The organism is Rhizobium sp. BK529 (assembly GCF_014194105.1).
GTDB lineage: Bacteria > Pseudomonadota > Alphaproteobacteria > Rhizobiales > Rhizobiaceae > Rhizobium.
Genome location: NZ_JACIAU010000001.1, coordinates 1,092,792 through 1,115,424, shown reverse-complemented (window position 1 = coordinate 1,115,424; position 22,633 = coordinate 1,092,792). Strand labels below are relative to the sequence as shown.

Annotated in this window: 26 protein-coding genes; 6 read left to right on the top strand and 20 right to left on the bottom strand. The window is 61.7% G+C overall.

Features of this window, described 5'->3' with window-relative positions:
• Positions 1-5 precede the first annotated feature (5 nt).
• Together FHX08_RS05600 and FHX08_RS05595 are read right to left on the bottom strand one after the other, a co-directional pair.
• Positions 6-503 carry a YqhA family protein gene (locus FHX08_RS05600; protein ID WP_132651901.1) on the bottom strand — a complete coding sequence of 166 codons (498 nt, stop codon included), beginning with the start codon at positions 501-503 and terminating at the stop codon, positions 6-8.
• Between the two features lie 639 nt (positions 504-1,142).
• Positions 1,143-1,442: an MliC family protein gene (locus FHX08_RS05595; protein ID WP_245508232.1), complete on the bottom strand. Its 300-nt coding sequence runs from the start codon at positions 1,440-1,442 to the stop codon at positions 1,143-1,145.
• Between the two features lie 440 nt (positions 1,443-1,882).
• Between FHX08_RS05595 and FHX08_RS05590 the strand changes: the two genes are divergently transcribed.
• Positions 1,883-2,083 (top strand): hypothetical protein, encoded by a 201-nt coding sequence (locus FHX08_RS05590; protein ID WP_132651903.1) that lies wholly within the window; start codon positions 1,883-1,885, stop codon positions 2,081-2,083.
• A gap of 75 nt (positions 2,084-2,158) precedes the next feature.
• On the opposite strand, the gene FHX08_RS05585 is transcribed toward FHX08_RS05590, so the two are convergent.
• The 7 genes from FHX08_RS05585 to napE all read right to left on the bottom strand — a co-directional run bounded on the left by FHX08_RS05585 (position 2,159) and on the right by napE (position 7,884).
• The gene (locus FHX08_RS05585) at positions 2,159-2,986 is read right to left on the bottom strand and encodes an alpha/beta fold hydrolase (protein ID WP_245508220.1); all 828 of its coding nucleotides are present in this window, start codon (positions 2,984-2,986) and stop codon (positions 2,159-2,161) included.
• A gap of 209 nt (positions 2,987-3,195) precedes the next feature.
• Positions 3,196-3,903 (bottom strand): NapC/NirT family cytochrome c, encoded by a 708-nt coding sequence (locus FHX08_RS05580; RefSeq protein ID WP_132651905.1) that lies wholly within the window; start codon positions 3,901-3,903, stop codon positions 3,196-3,198.
• The gene (locus tag FHX08_RS05575) at positions 3,900-4,322 is read right to left on the bottom strand and encodes a nitrate reductase cytochrome c-type subunit (RefSeq protein ID WP_132652022.1); all 423 of its coding nucleotides are present in this window, start codon (positions 4,320-4,322) and stop codon (positions 3,900-3,902) included. Before FHX08_RS05575 ends, FHX08_RS05580 begins: the two co-directional genes overlap by 4 nt.
• A gap of 71 nt (positions 4,323-4,393) precedes the next feature.
• On the bottom strand, positions 4,394-6,898 hold the full coding sequence (gene napA, locus FHX08_RS05570) for a periplasmic nitrate reductase subunit alpha (protein WP_132651906.1): 2,505 nt from the start codon (positions 6,896-6,898) through the stop codon (positions 4,394-4,396).
• Positions 6,873-7,154 carry a chaperone NapD gene (locus tag FHX08_RS05565; protein ID WP_132651907.1) on the bottom strand — a complete coding sequence of 94 codons (282 nt, stop codon included), beginning with the start codon at positions 7,152-7,154 and terminating at the stop codon, positions 6,873-6,875. Before FHX08_RS05565 ends, napA begins: the two co-directional genes overlap by 26 nt.
• Complete coding sequence (locus tag FHX08_RS05560; protein WP_132651908.1) at positions 7,147-7,665, bottom strand: ferredoxin-type protein NapF; 519 nt, start codon at positions 7,663-7,665, stop codon at positions 7,147-7,149. Before FHX08_RS05560 ends, FHX08_RS05565 begins: the two co-directional genes overlap by 8 nt.
• A gap of 9 nt (positions 7,666-7,674) precedes the next feature.
• Positions 7,675-7,884: a periplasmic nitrate reductase, NapE protein gene (gene napE / locus FHX08_RS05555; RefSeq protein WP_132651909.1), complete on the bottom strand. Its 210-nt coding sequence runs from the start codon at positions 7,882-7,884 to the stop codon at positions 7,675-7,677.
• A gap of 307 nt (positions 7,885-8,191) precedes the next feature.
• On the opposite strand from napE, the gene FHX08_RS05550 reads away from it, so the two are divergent.
• Positions 8,192-8,848, top strand: a complete 657-nt coding sequence (locus tag FHX08_RS05550; protein ID WP_132651910.1) for a glutathione S-transferase family protein — start codon at positions 8,192-8,194, stop codon at positions 8,846-8,848.
• Positions 8,849-8,884: 36 nt separating this feature from the next.
• On the opposite strand, the gene FHX08_RS05545 is transcribed toward FHX08_RS05550, so the two are convergent.
• The 6 genes from FHX08_RS05545 to FHX08_RS05520 form a co-directional block, all read right to left on the bottom strand.
• The gene (locus tag FHX08_RS05545) at positions 8,885-9,358 is read right to left on the bottom strand and encodes a hypothetical protein (RefSeq protein WP_132651911.1); all 474 of its coding nucleotides are present in this window, start codon (positions 9,356-9,358) and stop codon (positions 8,885-8,887) included.
• Between the two features lie 377 nt (positions 9,359-9,735).
• Positions 9,736-10,248, bottom strand: coding sequence for a GFA family protein (locus FHX08_RS05540; RefSeq protein ID WP_132651912.1), 513 nt, complete (start codon positions 10,246-10,248; stop codon positions 9,736-9,738).
• Positions 10,249-10,287: 39 nt separating this feature from the next.
• Positions 10,288-11,139: a transglutaminase domain-containing protein gene (locus FHX08_RS05535; protein ID WP_132651913.1), complete on the bottom strand. Its 852-nt coding sequence runs from the start codon at positions 11,137-11,139 to the stop codon at positions 10,288-10,290.
• 214 nt (positions 11,140-11,353) lie between these two features.
• Positions 11,354-11,758 (bottom strand): PAS domain-containing protein, encoded by a 405-nt coding sequence (locus tag FHX08_RS05530; RefSeq protein WP_132651914.1) that lies wholly within the window; start codon positions 11,756-11,758, stop codon positions 11,354-11,356.
• 201 nt (positions 11,759-11,959) lie between these two features.
• Positions 11,960-12,487 carry a DUF4142 domain-containing protein gene (locus tag FHX08_RS05525; RefSeq protein ID WP_132651915.1) on the bottom strand — a complete coding sequence of 176 codons (528 nt, stop codon included), beginning with the start codon at positions 12,485-12,487 and terminating at the stop codon, positions 11,960-11,962.
• Between the two features lie 88 nt (positions 12,488-12,575).
• Positions 12,576-13,160 (bottom strand): glutathione binding-like protein, encoded by a 585-nt coding sequence (locus FHX08_RS05520; protein ID WP_132651916.1) that lies wholly within the window; start codon positions 13,158-13,160, stop codon positions 12,576-12,578.
• A 113-nt stretch (positions 13,161-13,273) separates the two neighbouring features.
• On the opposite strand from FHX08_RS05520, the gene FHX08_RS05515 reads away from it, so the two are divergent.
• A complete protein-coding gene (locus tag FHX08_RS05515; protein WP_132651917.1) occupies positions 13,274-13,654 on the top strand; it encodes a winged helix-turn-helix transcriptional regulator in 381 nt (126 codons plus the stop codon).
• Positions 13,655-13,766: 112 nt separating this feature from the next.
• Here the strand turns inward: FHX08_RS05515 and FHX08_RS05510 are convergent, their stop codons facing one another.
• Both FHX08_RS05510 and FHX08_RS05505 read right to left on the bottom strand, forming a co-directional pair.
• On the bottom strand, positions 13,767-15,005 hold the full coding sequence (locus FHX08_RS05510; protein ID WP_184326957.1) for an alpha-D-ribose 1-methylphosphonate 5-triphosphate diphosphatase: 1,239 nt from the start codon (positions 15,003-15,005) through the stop codon (positions 13,767-13,769).
• The gene (locus tag FHX08_RS05505) at positions 14,984-15,397 is read right to left on the bottom strand and encodes a hypothetical protein (RefSeq protein WP_132651919.1); all 414 of its coding nucleotides are present in this window, start codon (positions 15,395-15,397) and stop codon (positions 14,984-14,986) included. The genes FHX08_RS05510 and FHX08_RS05505 overlap by 22 nt, the downstream gene beginning before the upstream one ends.
• Before the next feature lie 301 nt (positions 15,398-15,698).
• Between FHX08_RS05505 and FHX08_RS05500 the strand changes: the two genes are divergently transcribed.
• Positions 15,699-17,822: a M10 family metallopeptidase C-terminal domain-containing protein gene (locus tag FHX08_RS05500; RefSeq protein ID WP_132651920.1), complete on the top strand. Its 2,124-nt coding sequence runs from the start codon at positions 15,699-15,701 to the stop codon at positions 17,820-17,822.
• A 134-nt stretch (positions 17,823-17,956) separates the two neighbouring features.
• Here the strand turns inward: FHX08_RS05500 and FHX08_RS05495 are convergent, their stop codons facing one another.
• The gene (locus FHX08_RS05495) at positions 17,957-18,295 is read right to left on the bottom strand and encodes a hypothetical protein (RefSeq protein WP_184326956.1); all 339 of its coding nucleotides are present in this window, start codon (positions 18,293-18,295) and stop codon (positions 17,957-17,959) included.
• A 235-nt stretch (positions 18,296-18,530) separates the two neighbouring features.
• Here FHX08_RS05495 and FHX08_RS05490 point away from each other — a divergent pair, with 235 nt between their 5' ends.
• Together FHX08_RS05490 and FHX08_RS05485 are read left to right on the top strand one after the other, a co-directional pair.
• A complete protein-coding gene (locus FHX08_RS05490; protein WP_184326955.1) occupies positions 18,531-19,481 on the top strand; it encodes an alpha/beta hydrolase family esterase in 951 nt (316 codons plus the stop codon).
• A gap of 247 nt (positions 19,482-19,728) precedes the next feature.
• A complete protein-coding gene (locus tag FHX08_RS05485) occupies positions 19,729-20,613 on the top strand; it encodes a GyrI-like domain-containing protein (protein ID WP_184326954.1) in 885 nt (294 codons plus the stop codon).
• A gap of 71 nt (positions 20,614-20,684) precedes the next feature.
• On the opposite strand, the gene FHX08_RS05480 is transcribed toward FHX08_RS05485, so the two are convergent.
• Both FHX08_RS05480 and FHX08_RS05475 read right to left on the bottom strand, forming a co-directional pair.
• The gene (locus tag FHX08_RS05480; RefSeq protein ID WP_184326953.1) at positions 20,685-21,887 is read right to left on the bottom strand and encodes an MFS transporter; all 1,203 of its coding nucleotides are present in this window, start codon (positions 21,885-21,887) and stop codon (positions 20,685-20,687) included.
• A 189-nt stretch (positions 21,888-22,076) separates the two neighbouring features.
• Entirely contained in the window at positions 22,077-22,517 is a 441-nt protein-coding gene (locus FHX08_RS05475) for a hypothetical protein (protein WP_184326952.1), read from the bottom strand.
• Between the last annotated feature and the right edge of the window lie 116 nt (positions 22,518-22,633).

Here is a 22,633-nt window from a genome sequence, read left to right as displayed (position 1 = left end):
GGAAGCTAGCCGGACTCATCGTGACCGGCGCGACCGGCATGGCCAGGCGCACTGGCGATCAATCTCATCGCCCCGGCCAATAGCAGGATCGAGACGGGCAGGACCAGCGCGTTCCACTGCAGCATCTCATCCGTCTCGGCGACGAGCGTGGCAAAATGCACCACCAGGTAAAGGATGATCATCTGGATGAAGAGATTTTTGAGTTCGGCGACGCTGTCGATGATCATCCAGTCAGGCAGCGCGGCGCGTTGCTCGGGCGACAGATCGACGAGGAAACCAAGGGTGATGGCGCAGCCGAAGATGACGAGGACGATGGCGAACAGCAGCTTGTCGGTCGCCCGCATGACGGCGGCAATGACGGCAAGGTCCGGATCGGTTCTCACATAGGCGAAGGCATCCCACAATGTCAGCAGGCCTTCCCAGAACATCAGGCCCGCGGCGGCGATGACGCCTATGGATGCAAGCGCCACGACGAAACGCAGCTTCAGCAGGATATTTATCATCGTCTCTCCGATCGGGCTCAAGGCTTCCGGATCAAGTCAAAACAGATTGAGGGTGCTGATTGCTTTCCGCACAAGGCTGATGCGACTTGCCGCAGAGGTCCCATTCGTTTTCCGAGTGGTAGCACAAATTGCACCCACAAGTTAGGGGAGACTACCACAGACCGTTCATCCAACGCTGTACCTCGTGCGCTTTCTGAGATTGCAGCCAGGAACGGCATCTCCTTTTGAAGGGCTGAAACGAGCTATCCACGCCAAATCAGCTGCGCCAAGCTCAACGATGTGCCGACATCGGGTGGTGCTAGAGGCACTGAAAGACGACTCTTGAAATGCAGCGATTTCGCAACAGGAACATCCTCACGTCCACCCGGCCTGCGTCGTGTCAACGCCCCTCCCCAACCCCTCCCCACAAGGGGGAGGGGCTTGATCTGCCGCCAGCGCTTTCCAAGCCTCCGACGTCTCAGGAGGGGGAAGGTCGTGCCGCGGCTAGTCCCTCCCCCTTGTGGGGAGGGGTTGGGGAGGGGTCTTTCCTCGACGCCGGAAGACCAATCCCACCACCCGGTTTGCCCATCGTCTCTGAGCGTATCTATTTCATTGCCGGCCCCGCAAATGCGCCCCCCGGCCATTCGGTCGAATGCCGGATTACTGCACGTGGCAGCTGGTCGACCGGCCCGGCGCTTCCAGCTGCGCATCGTTGCCCTTGATCCAGAACACCACCATGCCATCGGTATAACGCGCGCCTGAACCGGACATGCCCTGCGGCAGGCGGAAGCTCTGACCGTCCGTCGTGATCAGCGCCTCGTTGCTTGCGGACAGGAAGCTGGCGGTGACCCCCTTGCCGTCGTCACAGCGATAGATAATCCCCGTTTTGTCCTCAGCCCGGAGAGGGGCAAGCCCCATTAGCAGCGCCGCACCCGCCAATCCAAACACACCCGCCTTCATCCTGCTCACGCCTGTCTCCCTCTGTTGGAAAATGCCACGCTAACAGCCGATGAGATCAACGGCCTTGCCGATCTCCGCGGTGAGTCGAACCCTCATCCGCCCACGAACCTTCATCCGGCAGCATATCACGCGTTGCGCTCTGCGCGCAGCACCGGCAGCTGCGGTATGGCCCCGGCCAGAGCCATGGCGGGCTGCGACCCGGCTCGGCGCCTAGGGGCTGACGGTTGTTTTGCTGCGTGAGCGATAGCGAAAAATGGCACCTGATGTCGAATTCTCGCCCGCTCGCGCGTCTTCTTGACAGAGAGGTCAAGGAGAACAGCCATGACGATTTCCATTGCCGCCTTCGAACGCTCGCGGCCCTTGCCTTGCTTTCGTCACCACCCTGACATGTATTCTTTACAAATGACGCCTACCATAGGTTCGGACATGGAGGACCTGCTATGAATGAGATGACCGCATCGGACATGCTGAAGGATCCGCTGATCCGCCAGATGCTGCGCGCCGACAGGATCAGCCTTGCCTCTTTCGCCGCGCTCCTCGATTCCGCAAGCCGGCGTCAAGCCCGGCGCGACCCCGAAAGCGCTCCTGCACGACCCGCAGCTCCGCAGGCCTTTGACGGCGAGGCTCTCTCCGCCCTTTGACATCCTGACGCCCGACACAGGCAGGCACTCCCGGCCCGCCTCGCGGCGGGTCTTTTTTGCACCCTGCCTTTTGGCCTAAACGACTACATTGACAGACAGGACGCCCTCGCCTGTTTCGGCCGGCGCCCTGCCTGCGAGATCACCCAGCATCGTCAACGCCAGATCGCGCGAGACATGGTGCGGCATATGGCCGACACCATCGAGCAGTTCGATCTTTGCCGCGGGATGCCTCTCGCGGAGCCAGTCGAGATGCCAGCGGGGCTCGATGACCCGGTCTTCGCGTCCGAAGAGGATGGAGAGCGGCAGATCGGCCGGCAGGTTTTCAAGCGGCTCCATGTCGCCGTTGAAGGCCCAGAGCTCCTCGGCCATGGTGGCGACCGAGGCGGCATTGACCATATGCATGGCCGGCAGGGAAGAAAGCTCCGATGTCACCGGATTGGGACAGGAAGAGGCGCGCAGGCCGCGCTCGAGGAAATAGGACGACCAGCGGGCGATCACATGCTGGCGGATGACCGAGCCGACGAATGGCGCCATGGCACTGCGCAGCACGATGAACGGCTTGAAGGGAACCGGCCGGCAGCACGGCGAAATCAGCAACAGCCCTTTCACGAGATCCGGCCTGCGGACCGAAAGATGCAGCGCCGGCGCGCAGCCGATCGAATGGGCGGCGAGCACGACCTTTTCATGATCCAGCGCCTCCAGGAAGCGTTGGAGCCAGAAGGACTGGCCAAGCGGACCGCGCTCGCCGGCCGGCAATGACTGGCTAAAACCGTAACCCGGCCTGTCGGGCGCGATGATATTGAAGCCGCTCTCGGCAAACGGCATCATCACCTCCTCGGCGATACTGCCGCAGCCGTGCAGCAGCACGACGGGATTTCCATCTGCGCTTCCGCTTTCGAGCATATGGATCTGCTCGCGACCGGTTTCGATGATTTTGCCGACCTGCGGGGAAACGGCCGGCGGAGGGAGAGGCTGCCCGTACTTCATGGCGCCGAAACGCAGGTGCGGGGCAAAACGTTCCGCTCACCAGCAGAAATTCGTCCGCTTTCAGACGGTTAGGGCATGACGCATGCCCTGCCCTCCCCGGGAATTTCCGGCAAAGGCGGCAGCCCTCAGTCGTTGACGGCCACCGCATCGGCTGTGCCGAGATAGGCCGCGAGCTTGGCCCGGTCATGCCATCCAAGATCGGCCGTCTTGCCCATCAGTTCCGCCGGCACCTTCCAGCCCGGATCGACGCCTTCCATGTTCGGTAGCTCATGGGCGATGCCCTTGTGGCAATCGATGCAGGTCGCCTTGCCCGGCAGCAGGTAACGCGTGTGGATCTCGGCCGCGCGCACCGTTTGTTTCGTCAGGTCCATGGCGCCCATCGAGTGGCAGTTGCGGCATTCCAGGCTGTCATTGGCCTTCAGCCGCGCCCATTCGTGCTCGGCGAGTTCCAGCCGCTTGTCGAGGAATTTCTCGCGCGTGTTGATCGTCCCGAATATCTTGCCCCAGACTTCCTTCGACGCCTGCATCTTGCGGGCGATCTTATTGGTCCATTGGTGCGGCACATGGCAGTCGGGGCACGTGGCGCGAACGCCCGAGCGGTTGGAGAAGTGAACCGTGCGGCTCAGCTCCTCGTAGACGTTCGTCCGCATTTCATGGCAGCTGGTGCAGAAGGCTTCGGTATTGGTCATCTCGAGCGCGGTATTGAATGCGCCCCAGAACATGACGCCGCCGACGAAGCCGCCGAGCGTCAGGAAAGCCAGGCTGAGTGTCGCCGCCGGCGTACGCAGCAAGCGCCAGCACCAGAGGACTATCGCCTTGATCCTGCCGGTCATTGCTCGCTTCCCGCAGGCTTGAAGCCCAGCTCGCTCATGTCCTTGAAGGTGTTCGGCACCAGCGGCTTCGCATCCGCCTGGGGCACGTGGCAGGCGGTGCAGAAATACCGCCTGGGCGAGACGTCGGCCAGCATCTGCCCTTCGCGGGTCATGTAATGGGTGACGCTGATCATCGGCGCGCCCGAGCCTTCGGTCAGCTCGCGGCGATGGCAGGACAGGCAGCGATTGGCATTCACCGTCAGCTGATAGCCCTCGATCGAATGGGGGATGATCGGCGGCTGGTCCGGATAGTTCCGCATCTTCCTGACGTCATCGACGACCCATTTGGGAACCGGCTTCGCCTCCTTGTTCTCCATCGGGTTCTCGCTGCCCGACAGGGAGGGCACCATCTGCGCCAGCGTGACGGTGCCGGTGAGCATGAGAAGGGCGACGGCTGCGATTGCCCAGACGCGCCTCGTGATCAGGCGCGCCATGATCAAGCGGCGACGGGTCAGACAACGGGAAGAAGCTTGACTGCGCATTTTTTGAAATCCGTCTGCTTGGAGATGGGGTCGGTCGCGTCGAGCGTGACCTTATTGATCAGCTGGCTGGCGTCGAACCACGGGACGAAGATCACGCCATGCGGCATCCGGTTGCGCCCGCGGATTTCCACGCGGCTGATGATCTCGCCGCGCCGGGACTGGATGCGCACCTCCGCCCCCTGATTGAAGCCCATCTTCCGGGCGTCATCACCATTCATGAAACAGCGCGCGCCGGGAAACGCCCTGTAGAGCTCGGGAACGCGCATCGTCATCGAACCCGAATGCCAGTGTTCGAGGACGCGGCCGGTCACGAGCCAGAAATTAAACTCGTCATCGGGCGACTCCGCAGGCGGCTCGTAGGGCACCGCCAGGATGACCGCGCGGCCGTCCTTCTGCCCGTAGAATTTCAGCCCCTCGCCTGGCTTGACATAGGGATCGTAGCCTTCGCGATAGCGCCACCGCGTCTCCTTGCCGTCGACCACCGGCCAGCGCAGGCCGCGCACCTGATGGTACATATCGTAAGGCGCCAGATCATGCCCATGCCCGCGGCCGAACTCGGCATATTCCTCGAACAGCCCCTTCTGGATGTAGAAACCGAAGGCCTTGGCCTCCCGGTTCTCATAGTCCGGCGAGACGTCCGACAAGGGGAATTCGTCCACCTTCCCGTTCTGGAAGAGCACCTGGTAGAGCGTCTTGCCCTTGTAGTCCGGGTTCTTATCGAGGATGTCGGCGGGCCAGACCTCATCGGTGGTGAAGCGCTTGGAAAACTCCACCAGCTGCCAGAGGTCCGAGCGGGCCTCGCCCGGCGCGTTGACCAGCTGGTGCCAGACATGCGTGCGCCGTTCGGCATTGCCGTAGGCGCCCTCCTTCTCCACCCACATGGCCGCCGGCAGAACCAGATCGGCGCTCATGGCGGTCACGGTCGGATAGGCGTCCGAGACGACGATGAAATTGTCGGGATTGCGATATCCCTTATAGGTCTCATTGCTGGTGTTCGGCGCGGCCTGGACGTTGTTGTTGACCTGCACCCAGTAGAAATTCAGCTTGCCGTCATGCAGCATGCGATCCTGCTCGACGGCATGATAACCGGGCTTGTCCGGCAGCAGCCCGTCCGGCAGCTTCCATATTTCCTCGGCGTGCTTGCGATGCTCCGGATTGGTGACGACCATGTCGGCCGGCAGCCGGTGGGCAAAGGTACCGACCTCGCGGGCCGTGCCGCAGGCCGACGGCTGTCCCGTCAGCGAAAACGGGCTGTTGCCGGGCTCCGAAATCTTGCCCGTGAGCAGGTGCAGATTATAGACCATCTGGTTCGCCCACACGCCGCGCACATGCTGGTTGAAGCCCATGGTCCAGAGCGACATGACCTTGGTTTTGGGATCGGCGTAGAGTTCCGCGAGCTGTTCCAGGAAGGCGCTGTCGACGCCCGAAAGCTCGACCGCCTTTTCGAGCGTATATTCGGAGACCATGGCCTTGAAGGCCTCGAAATCGATCGGCTCCATCTTGGCGGCGTCGGCGACACCCTTGGCCTTCATTTCCAGCGGGTTGTCGGGACGCAGGCCATAGCCGATATCGGTCGTGCCTTTCATGAACTTCGCATGCTTGTCCACGAAATCCTGGTTGACGCGGCCGGTCTGGATGATGTGGTTGGCGATGTAGTTCAGGATCGCGAGGTCCGTCCCCGGCTTGAAGATCAGGGGAATGTCGGCGAGATCCATGCTGCGATGCGTGAAGGTGGAGAGCACCGCGACCTTGACATGCTCGTGCCCCAGCCGCCGGTCGGCGACGCGCGTCCAGAGGATCGGATGCATCTCCGCCATGTTCGAGCCCCAGAGCACGAAGGCGTCGGCGTTTTCGAAATCGTCGTAGCATCCCATCGGCTCGTCCATGCCGAAGGTGCGCATGAAGGCGACCGCCGCCGAAGCCATGCAGTGGCGCGCGTTGGGATCGAGATTGTTGGAGCGGAAGCCAGCCCGCATCAGTTTTGTGGCGGCATAGCCTTCGAAAATCGTCCACTGGCCGGAGCCGAACATGCCGAGCGCCGTCGGCCCCTTTTCCTTCAGCACGCGCTTGGCCTGCGCCGCCATCACGTCGAAGGCTTCTTCCCAGGTGACGGGTTCGAACTCGCCGTCCTTGGCATAGATGCCGTCCCGCTTGCGCAGCAGCGGGCTCGTCAGCCGGTCCTTGCCGTACATAATCTTGGAGAGGAAATAGCCCTTGACGCAGTTGAGGCCCCTGTTGACCTCCGCCTCCATGTCGCCATGGGTCGCGACGACCTGGTTCTCCTTCACGCCCACCATGACGCCGCAGCCGGTGCCGCAGAAGCGGCAAGGCGCCTTGGACCATTTGATCTCCAGCGCCGCCACCCCGCCGGGCACCGACTGGGCCGAAGCGGGCGCGGCGATACCGGCGGTCGCAGCCGCGATCGCCGCGGCCTGCGCCTTCAGGAGATCACGCCGCGTGAGTTCGGTCGTCATCGATCGTCTCCTTCATTTCCAATGCCTGTTCGAAAACCATATGGGCGGCGAGCACGCCGTCCATTGCCGAGATGCCGATGAGCGTTTCCCCGAGCACGCTGGAATGCGGCCCTTCGATCACAATGACGATCTTGCCCGCTCCCGTAGCGTGAACCTCCACCCCCTCGATTGCCGCCAGACGCGCTGCGACATCTTCGGTCAGTTCCGGACGGGTGACGACGACGGCGCTGGAGACGTGATGGCGGCTGTCAGACATGGGTTGCCTCCCGATGGCGGGGTTTCATCGCGATTGCATCGGCCGGACAGACCGAAATGCAGGCGCCGCATCCCGTACAGGCATGCGCATCGAGCTCGGGAACGAACGGCCCGCCGAGCCGCGGCCAGAACCGGATGGCGCCGACCGGACAGCTGTCGCGGCAGGCCTGACAGTCGACATAATTATTGGCGAGGCACCCGTCATCGATAACAGCATGATGGGCAAAGCTGTCGGCGGTACCGGCCGGAAAGACATCCTCGGGACATCGTTCCGCGCACTGGCCGCAAAAGGTGCATTCCCCAAGCCGGAAATCCACGGTGGGAGCGCCCGACCGGATCGAAATGATCTTCGTGGGGCAGGCTTCGACGCAGGCGCCGCAGCCCGAACAGCTTCGAACGGATGTTTCAGTCGCTCCGGGAGGAAGCATCCTCTCGGGAGGGAAGATCGCGGCCGGATCGTCCGAGGAACTGCCTGTGAGAAAACCGCGCCGAGTGCGAGTCGAGAGAACCATTGGAGATCCTCACTCTGCCGAGCCTGGAGGCGCGGCCTTGACGTCATGAGGTCCTGGCGGCCCGTACACGATCTGGTACATCCAGACCGCAAAACCGTAACCGCCGACGACCCCGACGGCGACCACCGGCCAGATTCCGAAAGCGAGCACGGCGAAGGTCAGCAGCTCGCGCCTGCGCTTCCTCCTGAACTCTGCGACAGAATCCGTGATTTGAGCCAAAAGTCCTCCTAGAGTTGCGGATCAGATTGCCACAACCCCTCATGTGTGTCCATCCGCCATCGCGACCGCATGGCGGAGTCGGTTGGAGAATATGTATCGCACGCTCGCCCGGTGGTCCTTGACACAGATCAAAGCAGGTAGCCGAAGATACTGAATCCACTGCCGCAGCAGTGCCCCTTCCGGCAACCGTCGCAAGGGTGACCGGGGCCGCTCCGCTTGAACCCGGGCGGGGATTATTTCGGGCATCGGCTGTCGGATTCCGGCCCACCCGCCCGTCTAGGAGACAGACAGGCCGAGGAGAACGATCATGACGATTACCATTACCGCATTCGAAAACTCGCCCGACCGCGGCAGAGGTCTGGCGCGCGACATGCGCGTTCGCTGGGCGCTCGAAGAAGTGGGGCTGCCTTATGAGGTCCGCCTCGTCTCTTTCAAGGAGATGAAGCAGCCCGCTCATCTGGCGCTTCAGCCTTTCGGGCAGATCCCGACCTATGAGGAAGGCGGTCTTGCCCTCTTCGAATCCGGCGCAATCATCCTGCACATCGCCGAGCGCCATCCGGGCCTGTTGCCCGACGATGCCAACGCCCGCGCCCGCGCCATCGCCTGGATCTTCGCCGCCGTCTCCACGATGGAACCCGTCATCGTCGACCGTGAAACCGCCAGATTCGAAGAGGGCACGGAGAGCTGGTACGACGAGCGCCTGGCCCATGTCGAAAGGCGCATCCGCAAGCGGCTCGGCGAACTCTCCAGGCGGCTTGGCGATGCCGACTGGCTGGACGGAACATTCAGCGCCGGCGACCTGCTGATGATCTCGGTGCTCTTGAGGATGGAAGGATCGGCCCTGCTGGCGGAATATCCAAACCTCTGCGGCTATATCGCACGCGGGCAAGCGCGCCCGGCTTACCAGCGCGCCTTCGAGGCGCAGAGGGCGGTGTTTCTGGCCGTATCTGCCGGCGGGCAATAGTCCTGACAGGGTTGATATCCGCGGGCGCGGCGAAATCTACAGGAAAAATTTCCCCTCGGCTTCATAGCCTTCCGGTTTCGGAACGGGAAGAGCATGAAGTTTTTCCTTCATGTCAGCCCGAAGATAGGTGTCGAATACAAAGCGTCTTCCATGACCCATAAGATGCTTGGCGGTTTGCCGCTCGAGCCAGGCGCTAGCGGTCGCGCCTACAAATTTCCGGTACCGGACTCTGTTGGCTAAAGGCATAGTGAGCGTGAACCGCTCGCGTTGGTTCCCTGAGGCTTCGGCCTGAGGGTGTTTCGAATGGTCGTAGTTCCACCAGACCGAAACGCGCAGCTCGCCGTAGCTGATGCTTTGCCAGAGTACCACCGACGGATATCCGGCAATATCGGCAAACAGGTGGCCATCCTCGTCGGTTGGACCATTACCGGGCGGGGCAGCAAGGGATATCCTGCCCTGCTTGATCGCATCGTTCATCCCTAAAACGAGCAATTTCCGGTAGCTGTCCATGAGGCCCTCCCCGATTGTCTGACATACAAGGCGAGCGTTTCACCTTTGTCGTTTTCACTTTCCGGCCGCTTTTCACAAAGCGCACGGCAGTACCTTGTGCATAGACTCAGTTGAGGTGGTGGCAGACGAACGACGGATCTGGAGGCGCGCCGGAAGCGACATAGTCATGGGTTACGGCCAGTGGGCAACGCGCGCTGATGTGAGTGGAGATGATGAGACCCTTGGGTGAAGCGATCTGAAAGTTCACCGCTTATCTCGGCTCGTCATGCCCATTGATTGGACAGGAGGTTCGATATCTCCTTCGGGCGGCCGATAACCGCCCCACGCCGCCGATCGCTCTGGCGTCATTCAATGCGATCAGAGTTGGAGGCCGAGGTTCAATCACGCCCCCTCACCGCCGCCCCCTTGACCATCCATGAGGTGGTGTCGTGATCGGGGTGCTGGTTGCTGCTCTCCTTGATCGCCGCGGCCCAGTCAGCGCCGTTGTCTTCGGTCCGGCCGGTATTTTCTATCCCCGTGATCGTATCGAACCATGCCACCATGTTTTCGGTGCAGGTATTGGCGAGCGGCGGAAAGGCGTGCGGATTGTCGAGCGAACCGATCATCAGGTTGGTGCGGCCGTTTTCGAGGTGGTGGAAGAACAATGGTGTGCCGCAATTGGCGCAGAAGCCGCGCTCGACAAGCTCTGAGCTCTTCCAGACATCCGGTTTGCCGCGTGTCCAGGTGAGCGCGTCATCGGGCGCGGCGACGAGCGCGGCAAAGATGTTGCCCGAGGCTTTCTGGCACATGCGGCAATGGCAGAGATGCGAATTGTCGAGCATGGCGGTTGCGTGGTAGCGCACCGCGCCGCACTGGCAGCCGCCGCTGACCTCCATCTCGATACGTTTCATTTTTCTCCTCCGTGGAAAGGCAGGTTTGGGTCACCTCTTTTAGGTTCTCGTCTTTTGATCGTCCAGCGCCGCCGGTATCTCCAGCCACCGGTCTGCCTGGACCAGCCAGTCCGGCTTGCGCGCCACCAGCGGCTGCTCTGGGCGGGCGGCGAGGTCGTCGAGCCATGCCAGCTCATCCTGCGGTACCTGCCGGCTTGCCTGGGGCGCCTCGCGCCAGCGATCCCAGTCGGATGTCACGCGGCCGTTCAGGACGTGGTGGTCGCGCAGGACGTTGACCTTCAGGAACCACAGGCCCGTCGTGCTGCCATGCCCGAAGCTTGCAGGCTCCGCCTCCCCGCGCCGGCACTTCAGCCAGGCCTCCCCCGCCATAAGAAAAACGTCGCGCGGCATGTCGGCAGCGTCGAATTCGATGTGTCTTTTGTCTCTCAGCATCGCGTCTATCTGTGCGTCGGCGAGCTTCCAGGCACCGGATCTGCCGTCGCGATATTCGCAGATCCAGTGATCCTCCCATCCGATCGAAAAATAGGATGCGAAACCGCAGCGCACGCGGGCGGGAACGTCCTTGCCCCGCAGGAAGGCGCAGAGCAGGAGCGCGAAATCCCGGCATGTTCCGACGGAACGCCTGTCGGCCGGTCGCGCCTGTGCAAGGGGCCGGTCGTCACGCTGCAGGATGTCGGCAAGCCGTTCGGCGATCGGCAGGGTCTGCCGCGCGGACGGCCCGAGCTTCGACGCGTCGAGACCATAATCCGCGAGCCAGCTGGAATGCACCAGGAGGCCCTGTACGATGCCGGCGAGATGCCCGACCTCGTCGGGAAAAGAGGCGATGATATCAGCGTGATGGCCGGGGTCGGACATCGGCGTATGAGCAATCCATCGGTCAAGGCTGGTCATGCTGGCGCTCCGGTTGATGGATACGGCACCAGCCAAATCCATCAGGAGGCCGCCGGCAAGGCCGGGAAACGGGCAATTCGGCCACATTGCCGCATGTTATTGTTTATCGTCGGCGACCGCATATCGCGCAAACGTGAGCAGCGGTTCTGCGATGATAAACGCAAAGAGACAATGGCTTAAAGCGTAGAGCGGATATGAAGAACCGCGACGCGCTTTAATGCGCGAACGGTCCCTTATCCTCGTGCTCGGCCGCCGGCACGACAATGCCGGAATAGAGCACGGGTGATCCGCTCTGATCGCGAAAGGCCCGGCCGAAAGCCGCTACCATCCGGTACCGACCGTCCCTGCCCAGGACGCGATAGGTGCTCTGCTGCGCGATATCGGCGACGAGCACCTCCGAAATCTTCTTTGCCAATCCCGGCCGGTCGTCGGGGTGCACACGCGCAAGATAGTCTTCCAGCGGCAGGCCGCGCACCGTGGCGTTGGGATCGAGGCCGAAAAGCTCGGCGAGCGCGCTGTCTGCGAAGACGAGGTTCCTGACAATATCCCAGGTATAAATCCCCGCATCGCTGGCAACGTCTTCGAAGGTCTCGAACGAAGAAACGGCGTCGCCAATCATTATCTGCGTGTCTCCGCTTTTATTTCAGCGAAGCCTAAAGATTTGCCGGGTAACTTCAACCTAGTATTGACCGCAATACACAACGGCCGAAGTCGCCGGCAGACCGACGACAGCTCGGCGCGGTCTCTCTTCACGAGCGAGAAGGGTACGGGGCGGGAAGGATTAGGGCCGGATCTCTATCCCGGCCCCTCACCTCATGCTTTACTTGTTCAAATCCTTCGCCATCTGCAGGTGATGTTCCAGCGCCGGGCGCGTTTTGGCGGCCCAGGCCTTCAGCTCCGCATTCTCGCCCTCATCGCCATAGCGCTTGAAGAGATCGACGGCGTCCTCATGGGCGTCTTCCTGGTCGGAGTGATATTGCTTGGTGAAGTCGTCGCCCTGCAGGCTCTTGAGCTTGTCGAGCATCGACTGCTGCCCCGATGTCATCGTCGGCGGGATCGTCGCATTCACCTTGCCGCCGGAAACCAGCGCCTTCAATTCCTCCGTCGTTTTCTGATGATCCTTGACCATCTGCTCTGCGAAAGCCTTGGTCGGCGCATCGGCGCGCTCGATCGCAAGCTTGCTGGATTCGATCTCGAACATGTCGGATGTCGCGGCCTCTGCCACGAAATCCTCCGTCTTCGGCGCGACGCCGAGGACGGAATTGACACCGGTTTTTTCCGCCGCCGTCTGCGCAAGAACGGGGGATGCGACGAGCATGACAAGTCCGGCAAGAATGATAGGCTTCATGATTGTTCTCCTGATGGGCGCGCCGTCAAGCCAACAATCCACGCGAGCAAAAGTTCCTCATGTCTGCAAATGCCGGAAATCTCCGCACTCAGCCGAGCCCTTCCTCGGCAAGGGCCTGGATCACGGAGGGCAGTGCCCGCATGCGGTCGAGAGACCTGCGAAGCCTGTCCGGCAGCTCGACGCCGCTCCTCGGTGCAACCATCAGCACCCAGAACAGATAACAATCGGCGATCGTCAACTCGTCGCCGACGAGGAATGTCCTGTCACCCATCTGATCGGCGAGGATGGCGAAGGCCTGCGCGAGCTTTTCGCGGGCACGCGCCTTCTCCGGCTCCGGGAAATCCCTGAAGAACGGCTGGTAGCGGGGATGGATCTCGGATGACATGAAGGCAAGCGCTTCCAGCACCCGCCATCGAAGAAGACGATCTTCAGGCAAGAGCCTGCCGCTCGTCTCGGCGATATAGTTGAGGATGACCTGGTTCTCGGTCAGGACCGTTCCGTCCTCCAGCTCGAGGGCAGGAATATAGCCTTTCGGATTGATCGAGAGGAAATCGCGGCCGTCCTGCGTCTTCTTCCCATGATTGATGCTGATGAGCCGGTACGAAAGCCCGGCCTCGATGAGCGCGATATGATCGGCAAGGCTGCAGGCGCCCGGATAATAGATGAGGTTCATGGTGGTCTCCCGGTGGTGACCCGTCTCGGCGAGACCAGGTCCGGATTGTTGACCACAGCCATTTATGTGACCTAAAAATGCCCGTCAAAAGCATATCTTTGGGAGTTGGTCAGATGGATATGACTGGCAGGCCGACGGCAACCGACTGCAAAGGCGTCAGCGAAATTCTGAGCCGGGTCGGCGACAAGTGGACTATCCAGGTGGTGGTCGTGCTTCGCCGGGACGCTCAAAGGTTCAACGGGCTCAAGCGGCAGGTGAGCGGCATCTCCCAACAAATGCTGACGCGCACGCTGAAGACGCTGGAACGCGACGGCATGATCGAAAGAACCGTCCGCCCCAGCACCCCGCCGCAGGTCGAATACAGGCTGACGCCGCTCGGGCACTCCCTGTCGGAAACCGTGCGGCAGCTTGCCGACTGGGCGGCTGAAAACCGGGGAAATATTGAAGACAACCGCCTGCGCTACGACACCGACCACGCCGCCGATCAAGCATGAGCGGTCCGCGACGGCTGACGCCGCCTGCGTGACGATTGCCAGCCGGACAGGCTCACGCATCGCTGCGAGACCGTCGCGACCGGAAACGAATCCTGGCGCTTCGTCGCCGCTATCAGGCCATTGCCGGCTCGCCGGCGGGCGCAGCGCGATAGGCTTCGCGGCCGCCGACCCAGGTGCGGCGAACGGCAGGCGCGCCACCCTCCGGCCAGTCGACCAGCACCAGATCCGCCCGCTTGCCGACTTCGATCACGCCGCGATCGGTAAGGCCGGAAGCGAGCGCCGGATTGCCTGAGACGAGCGGCCAGAGCGCATGGAGCGGCGCCACGCCATCGGCCTTCAGCCGTGCGAGGCCAAGCAGCATGGCCGGATAATAATAGTCGGAGGCGAGAATGTCGCAGAGCCCTTCGCGGATCATGTCGGCCGCCCCGATCGAGGCGAGATGACTGCCGCCGCGCGTGGCGTTCGGTGCGCCGAAGACGATGAAATCGCCGGCATCGCGCGCGGCCCGCGCCACCCGCCGGTTCATCGGGAATTCCGAGATCCGCGCCCCGCGCTGGCGGAAGAAATCGCGCGTTTCGATCTGGCTGTCGTCATGCGAGAGCATCGGCGCGCCGGCAGCCTTTCCAAGCGCGGCCACCTCTTCGATCGCCTCGGGCACCTGCGGGCGGAGCGCCCACATGTCCCGCACCAGCGCCACCATGTCGGCGACCGGGATTTTCGCCCGTTTGGCCCGCTCGCCCATCTTCTCGGCGAAGGCAGGCGTTGTCGGATCGACTGTCGGGAAGGCCGGATCGAGGTCGAAGGGCCGTTCCTGCAATGGTATCGAGGGATGCAGCATCACCATCGACGTGTGGTCGTTGAAGGCGATCGACGGCAGGCGCGGACCGGCAAGCGCCTCGCGAATGAGGTCGATCGCCTCGAAGCAGAAGGTTTCCCAGCGCAGCTGCACGCGATTGTCCACCGTCAGCCGCGGGGTCAGCGCATCGAGCGCCCGCACGATGGCATAACCGGTTTCGACCGAGCGCAGCCCCGGCTCCCAGCTCAGCGTCAGCGCATGATAGGCGGTGGCAATGCCGTTGGCGGCAAGCTGGCGGTCGGTTTCGAGCAGCGCGGCAGCGACCGGCAGCATGGTGCCCGGCCGCGGCATGACCTGCCGCTCGAAGGCGTCGCCATGAATATCCACGAAAGCCGGCCCGAGCAGATGGCCGCGTCCGTCGACGATATCGGCTCCGTCGCGCGCGCCGTCGATCGCGGAGATCCGCCCGTCTTCGACGCGCACGGAGGCGGCTTCCAGACGATCGCCGAATACCACGGTGGCGCCCTCGATGATCACTGGCCTGTTGTTCTGCATGGGTCTGGTTCCAGAAAAGAGAGATGCGGGCAGCCATATCCGCCGAGACGCCGCTGACCGGCTGCGCCGGCGCCCGCTTCTAACCAGCCCATATGACAAATTTGCGAACGTTGCTGTGCATGGATGGACATTGATTTGGAAAGACCGGGAGTTTGGAAAAATCGGCGGCGACAGTGACCTTTCGAGGCCGGCGCGGCGCTTGCCGGATGGGTTGAGCGGGGAGAGCAATTTGACGGGTAATCCGAGCGCAGTGATTCGTTCCGTGCGACGATCAATGCCCCTCCATTGCCGTCTCGATTGGTGCCTATCGTAAGGCGAGGCTGCCCAAAATTGTTAAAAATCTGAAAAAATGTCGATTCCTCATTTGGCGTGAGAAATCCGGTCGCGCCCATCAGATTTTCCTAATGTTTTCAACGGACGCTTGTCGCAATAGTTGCGAAAAGATTAATTCGCGGAGTACGAGACATTTATACTGCCCCATTTTGGGCAAGTCCAATTTCCGCAAATATTTCAAAACGTAACTTCGGAGTGATTTGGATAATGTGGCAGCAATAAGGCTATGATTTCTCAAGCACTTACTGCCCCGTTGCTGTTGCGCCCTCGAAATTGTCGCCCTATAAACCGCCGCCGTAACGACTGATTAACCAAAAATACTAATCAGCAAACACAACGCTAAGGTTGAGGAACAAGAACATGACGACATACTACGTATCAACGGCCGGCAGTAGCGGCGGCAACGGCAGTACCTCGTCTCCCTTCCGCACTATCAGCGAGGCGATGTCGGCTAACCTGAAGCCCGGCGATGAGGTCGTGGTGAAGGCGGGGACATACAACGAGAGCATCAACATCGATAAGAGCGGCTCGGCGGCAGGCGACATCACGCTGCGCTCGGAAGTGCCCGGTGGGGCGCTGATCCGGCCGCCCGCAGGCTCGTACAACGCAATCAGCGTCAACGCCAATTACGTGACGATCGACGGCTTCGACATCAAGGGTGGCCCCGGCGACGGCATCGAAGCGAACAACGTCCATCACGTCTCCGTGCTCAACAACAAGGTTCACGATGCCGGAGAGTCTGGCATTCAGTTCAACGGAGCAGACTTCGTCAGGGTCGAAGGGAACGAGACCTACCATAACGCGTCATCGGGCTGGTTCTCCGGCATCTCGCTCTACGAGAACCGGAACCTTACCGGCGATACCTCGAACACCGGCTACCGGAACATCGTGCGCAACAACATTTCGCACGACAACGTCACGAAGTCGGGCGAGCACACCGATGGCAACGGCATCATCATCGATGATTTCCAGAGCACCCAGACGAGCGGTCATCCGAACTACACGTTCAAGACCCTGGTCGACAACAACCTCGTCTACGGGAACGGCGGCAAAGGCATCCAGGTAACCTGGAGCGACTCCGTCACTGTGTCGAACAACACCGCGTACCACAACAATCAGGACCCGCAGAACACCGGCACCTGGCGCGGCGAACTCAGCAACTCGGCGTCGAGCAACAACACCTGGGTCAACAACATTGCCGTAGCCGACCCGTCGGTGAACAAGAACAACACGGCGATCGATAACACGTCGACCAACGGCTACGTCAACAGCAACGTCGTCTGGGCCAACAACACCACCTACAACGGCACCGCCGGCCAGGCTTCGGTCAAGACCGACGGCGGCAACGCGATGCCAAGCACGGCAAACGGCAACCAGCTCGGCGTTGACCCGAAATTCGTAGGCGCAGCGAACGGCGACTTCCACCTCGCCTCCGGTTCGGCGGCGATCGACCACGGAACCAGCAAGTACGGCGTCAGCTCGGTCGACCTCGACGGCGACCATCGCGTCGTAGGAACCGTCGATATGGGTGCCTACGAGTCGGGCTCCAGCTCGGCACCGTCGACGCCAACCACGCCGCCGACTTCGGGTACGCCAACCACGCCACCGACGTCGGGAACGCCAACCACACCGCCGACTTCGGGTGAACCAACCACACCGCCGACGTCGGGAACGCCGTCCACGCCCCCGACTTCGGGAACGCCGTCCACGCCGTCTCAGCCGAGCACGCCGACCACGGGGACGAAGGTCTATACCGGCACCAGCGGCAACGACACCATGCCGCATACGGGCCAGGCCAATGGCGGCAATGAAACCTGGAAGGGTCTCGGCGGTAACGACGTGTTGAAGGGCGGCGCCGGCGCGGACCTGCTCGACGGCGGTAGCGGCAGCGACACGGCCACCTATGCGGGCTCCGCTGCGGTCAAGGTCAACCTGGCGACTGGAGCTGCATCGGGCGGGCATGCCGCCGGCGACAAGTTCGTCAGCATCGAGAACCTGACTGGCTCCAGCTACGCCGACGTGCTGACCGGCAATACCGGCCACAACGTTCTCAATGGCGGAGCCGGCGCGGACAAGCTGGACGGCGGCGCCGGTGCTGATGTCATCGTTGGTGGTGCCGGAAGGGACGTCATGACCGGCGGCTCCGGCTCGGATGTATTTGCCTTCAAGGCATCGTCTGAAGCCGGCCGCGGAGCGACCCGAGACTTCATCACCGACTTCCGGCACGGCGTCGATAAGATCGACCTCTCGGCGATCGATGCGAACGGCTCTGCGAAGGGCGACGGAGCCTTCCATTTCCAGGCGCAGGAAAACGCCACGTTCGACCATAAGGCTGGCGCGCTCGCCTGGCACTATGACGACAGGGCTGGAACCTCGAACGACTCTACCATCGTCCAGGGCGACCTGAACGGCGACGGCGTTCATGACTTCGAGATTCAGCTGCACGGCCTCGTGCACCTGGGGTCAGGCGATTTTCTCCTGTAATCATAGCCGTTGTGGCGGTCGTCCGATCGCCACGACACTTCCAAGACTGTTCTGTTATCCGGGTGGGACCGCACTTGCTTTTGGTTCCACCCGGATAAAGCCCCTGACGGACTCCCGGAAGCCTTGCCGAGGGATCAGGTCAAAAAGGGCATGATATCCACGCCGTCGCCGGGAAAGACGGTAATGTGGGGGTGGTCGATGAAAAGCCGCGCGGCGGCATCGGCGGTTTCCGCCTCAACCACCAGATAGCCGCAGAATTGGTTTACAGCTTCAGCGACGCCATCCTTGGTGACGCGCGTTGTCTTTCCCACCATGCCGCCCCGATCAAGGATAAACGCAGCGTTTCTTTCCTCCCAGGCCGTCCACTGTGCGATGCCGATGGCATCGACAGCATCCTGCTCGGCTTTAGGCAGGCTTCGAAAAGACGCAAGGTCTTTGGACTTCATGGTATAAACGGCAAGGAAACGGGGCATGCGTCACCTCTACGATCGTTAATGGGTGTCAGCTTAAATGTCGCGTCCGAACCGGCCACGATACATAACCGCTTCTGACCGCGCAAAACCATCATTCAATGATCCGGACTTCAATATCCGCTCTACGCCGGTAGTGACATCACACCTATGGGAATGGCTTCTTTCGATCATTGCCAGCGGCGCGGAATGACTTATGCTCCGCCGCTGTATTTTCATCAGAAAGCGGTGACATCCAATGTTCTGCGCATTGCGACGCCTGCCATTTGCCGCCTTCCTCTCTCTCCTCGGCTGGACATTTCTCCTCGGCCTGACGGCCGCTCATGCCGATGAAATCCTGACTTACAGTTGGCAGGGAGCAGACCGTACGGCGATCCTGCATATTCCCAAGGGCGCGGCCGGTCGCCCTGCCCCTGTTGTCATCGTCATGTACGGGTCCGACGACAAGGCCGTCAATTTCCAGAAAAACAGCGGATTTGATGCGGTCGCCGATCGCGATGATTTCATCACCCTTTATCCAGAAGCGATCGATGGCGCCTGGAACATCAAATCCGGGAGGCCTGTCATCAATGGCGAGCCCGTCGACGACATCGGCTTTTTCCGCACCATGATCGACGATCTGGTGAACCGGAAGATTGCCGACGGGACAAGGATCTATGCCACCGGCTTCTCCTTCGGCGCGCTGATGACCTATACGCTCGCCTGCGCGCTTCCTGACAGGATATCGGCGATTGCGCCCGTCGCCAGCGCGATCAACGAGAGACAAGTCGAAGACTGCAAGCCGGGTCACCCCATGCCGGTCATGATGGTGAACGGCACGAGCGACGACGTGCAGCGCTACGATGGCTATATCCGGTCCTTCGGAAGACTGCTGTCAGTGCCGGAGGCGACGGAATACTGGCGGCGGATCGACGGATGCACCGGGGAAAATGTCACACCGCTGCCGCATCTCAACCCGCATGACCTGACCCGCGCGAGCCTCGTCCAGTGGACCGGCTGCCGGGCCGGGACCGCGGTTCAACTGTATCGCATCGAAAACGGCGGCCATTGCTGGCCCCGTCTCGCGAAATCCGATACCGGCGCCGGCAACGACGATCCGGCCGATGGCCCCCGTTTCGGGGGATGCAGCGGCGATATCGAGACGGCGGTCGAAGTATGGAACTTCTTCAGACAGTATCACGGCGCATGATCGAGACATCGGGATGAAACTCGCCGCTTATATTGCCTGGTTTACATGCTAAGCGATCACCGCGGGCCTCACAGCGCAGCGCGTTCGTTCGGACGCGCAATGCACACTCTAACCGTTTGAACCGAAGCATCGGCCCGCGAGAACCGATTCCCGATTTCGGCTCGATCCTGTAGCAAAACAGCAAGATCGGTCGAGCGCCTCGCCTCTGCCCGCGCTTAGTTGATGCCGCCACGGAGGACAGGAAACGATGAAGGCGGCGCTTCGAAACTACCATGCCCGGATGCAGCGGGTGCTGGATTACATAGACCAGCATCTGGATGACGATCTGGACCTCGATGCGTTAAGCGGCATCGCAGCCTTCTCGAAGTTTCATTTTCACCGGCAGTTCTCGGCAACCTTCGGCCTGTCGGTGCATCGCTATGTCCAGCTCGCCCGTTTGAAGCGCGCTTCGCACCGGCTTGCCGCAAGGGACGACCGGAGCGTCACCGAGATCGCGATGGATGCCGGTTACGATGCGCCCGATGCCTTTGCCCGCGCCTTTCGGCAACGGTTGGGGCAATCGCCGTCATCGTTCCGGAAATCGCCCGACTGGGCTCCGTGGCTTGCGGCCTTCGGGCCTCTCGAAAACGCAAGGAGCAAGCTGATGCAGATAATCTACGAAGAAGACGACGTGACGATCCGCAATGTGCCCGAAACGCCGGTGGCAATCCTGGAACATCGGGGTGACCGCGCCAACCTCGGCGCCAGCATCGAGCGGTTCATCGCCTGGCGCAAGGCCGCCGGCCTCTCGCCCGAGACGAGCCCCACCTTCAATATCTTCCGGTCTGCGAGAACCCCCGCCAATCCGGCCGACTACAGCATGGACCTGTGCGTGGGGACCGATCGGCCGATCGATGCAGACGACGAAGTGATGAAATCAGGCGTCATCCCGGGCGGGCGCTGCGCGGTCATCCGTGTGGTTCACGACACCCACAATCTGGAGCCTGCCGCACTCTATCTCTATCGGGACTGGCTGCCGGCGAGCGGCGAGGAAGCCCGCGATTTCCCGATCTACTGCCAGCGGCATTTTTCCTTCTTTCCTGATGTGCCGGTCCATGAGGTGGTCGTGGAATTGTTTCTGCCGCTGAAATAGGCCTTGGACGGCGGCTTGTCCCTTCCGATCTCGGGGAAACGAACGAGCCGCCCTCCCACCCGGTCCCGGTCTTAGGGGTTCACGATCGCCTGGCTCATCGGGCGACGGCTCCTCAGCAAGAGCAGGACGAGAATGGCGCTGCAGGAGCAAAGCAGGCACAGGATCAGCACAGCCCTGCTCCCGAGACTGGTCATCAGGGAAATCAGGACCGGAGGAGAGATGGCCGAGATCCAGTTCAATGGCAGGGCGATCCGCGAGAGCGCCTTTGCGAACTCCCCCTTGTCATAGAAGACGAGCGGAATGGTCGACCTTGCGACGGCAAGCGCCCCGCTGCTGATGCCATAGAGCACCAGGAAAACGGCGACGACGACAGGCGAACCCTCCGCCCCGAAGAGAATGACGAGCGACAGGCAGAGGCCCGCCGAGGAGGCGACCCCGACACTCACCCCGTCCCAACGTTTCTCTCCGATGAGGTTCAGCCCCCGGGCGAAGATCTGCACGATACCGAGCGCGGAGCCGTAAGCGAGCGCCTGCGCCGGGCTCAGCCCCTCGGCCTTCAGGAGCTCGATCAGGATGGAGCTGAAGCCGAAGGTGATGAAGGCATTGAGCGCGATGGCAGCGACGATGAGATAGAATGTCCGGTCAAAGGACCTTGCCGAGCCCTGAAATGCCCTTTCCTTGACATCCACCACAGCTTTGCCCTTACGCGGCAGGCCGAAGACGTAGAGCGGCAGGCAGACCAGGATCATGACCGCAGCATAGGTTTCACACGTGCCGCGCCACCCGATTTCAGCCGACAGGAATGACGTCAGGGGCCAGAATACCGTGCCGAACAAGCCGGAAACCAGCGCCAGGCCTGCGATCGCCCGCGCGGCATTCCGGCCGGCAATCTCATTGAGAAGGATATGCGCCGGCGTGGTGAGGCTGGCGCTTCCGCCGGCGCCGAGAACCAGCCAGCCCAGGAAATAGGCCGCTAGTGAATGCGACGACGAAACGAGCACGAGGCCCCCAGCCGACACCACCGTCCCGCCGATCATGACCGGACGCGCTCCGATACTGGTAAAAAGGCGTGAGAGGAACGGCGCACAGGCACCCATCGTAACGTAGAAGACGGTGGTTCCCGCAAAGACCGAGGATATGTCGATGTTGAGATCCTGCGCCATGTCCCGGCTGACGACCGCCGAAAAACTGACCGCCCCCCAACCTATCAATTGGGCGACCGAAAGCACGATCAGGGGCAGCAATATGCCCCGTTCCGATCCTGATTTATCCATGAATCCATTCCTGATTTGCAATTGCAAATCACTAGCAAGAAGCCCGCGACGGTTTTATGACAGCGGGTTCGCCATGCACTGATGAGGACCGGTTTTGAGGGTTTATTCTGTACGGCCTTTCGCAGGAACGGGGCGTCGGTGATATCAACTCGCCGCAGACCGTCCCTGCTGCAAGGCCGAGCGGCGGCCTTACTTCACGCTGATGCTCATACCGCTGATATCGGCGTTGACTTGCAGGCCGACCTGCCTGCCCGTCAGTTCGAGTTGGGCGCCCTTGTTATTGGTCATGACGATCACCTGGGCTCCTTTGCCGACCGCGCCGCCACCGCCCGCCGCACCGTAGACACCCGTCACATCCTGGGCGCGGCGAATGTTGCGCACGGTACCCTGGAAATAGGTCTTGGAAGCACCGAAGGCGAGGCCGCCCGAGATGCCGCCGATCGTGATCGGATATCGGCGACCATGGAAAGTCAGCGTACCGTCGCCGCCGGAGCCGCCGACAAAGAAGGCAGCCTTGTAGACGGAAAAGCGGATCGTACCGCTATCGGCATGCGCGGCGCCGGCAAAGCCAACTCCCGCGGCGGCGATAGCGGCAATGGCTGCTGAACGAAATCTGGACGAAATCTTCATGATGACAGGCTCCTCAAAAAGCACCGCTTGCCCAGTCAGCCGGGACTCAGCGTCAACTCGATGTCATAGCTCGAACAGCCTCGCACGTCATTAGTTCCAAGGTACAGGGAGACGGC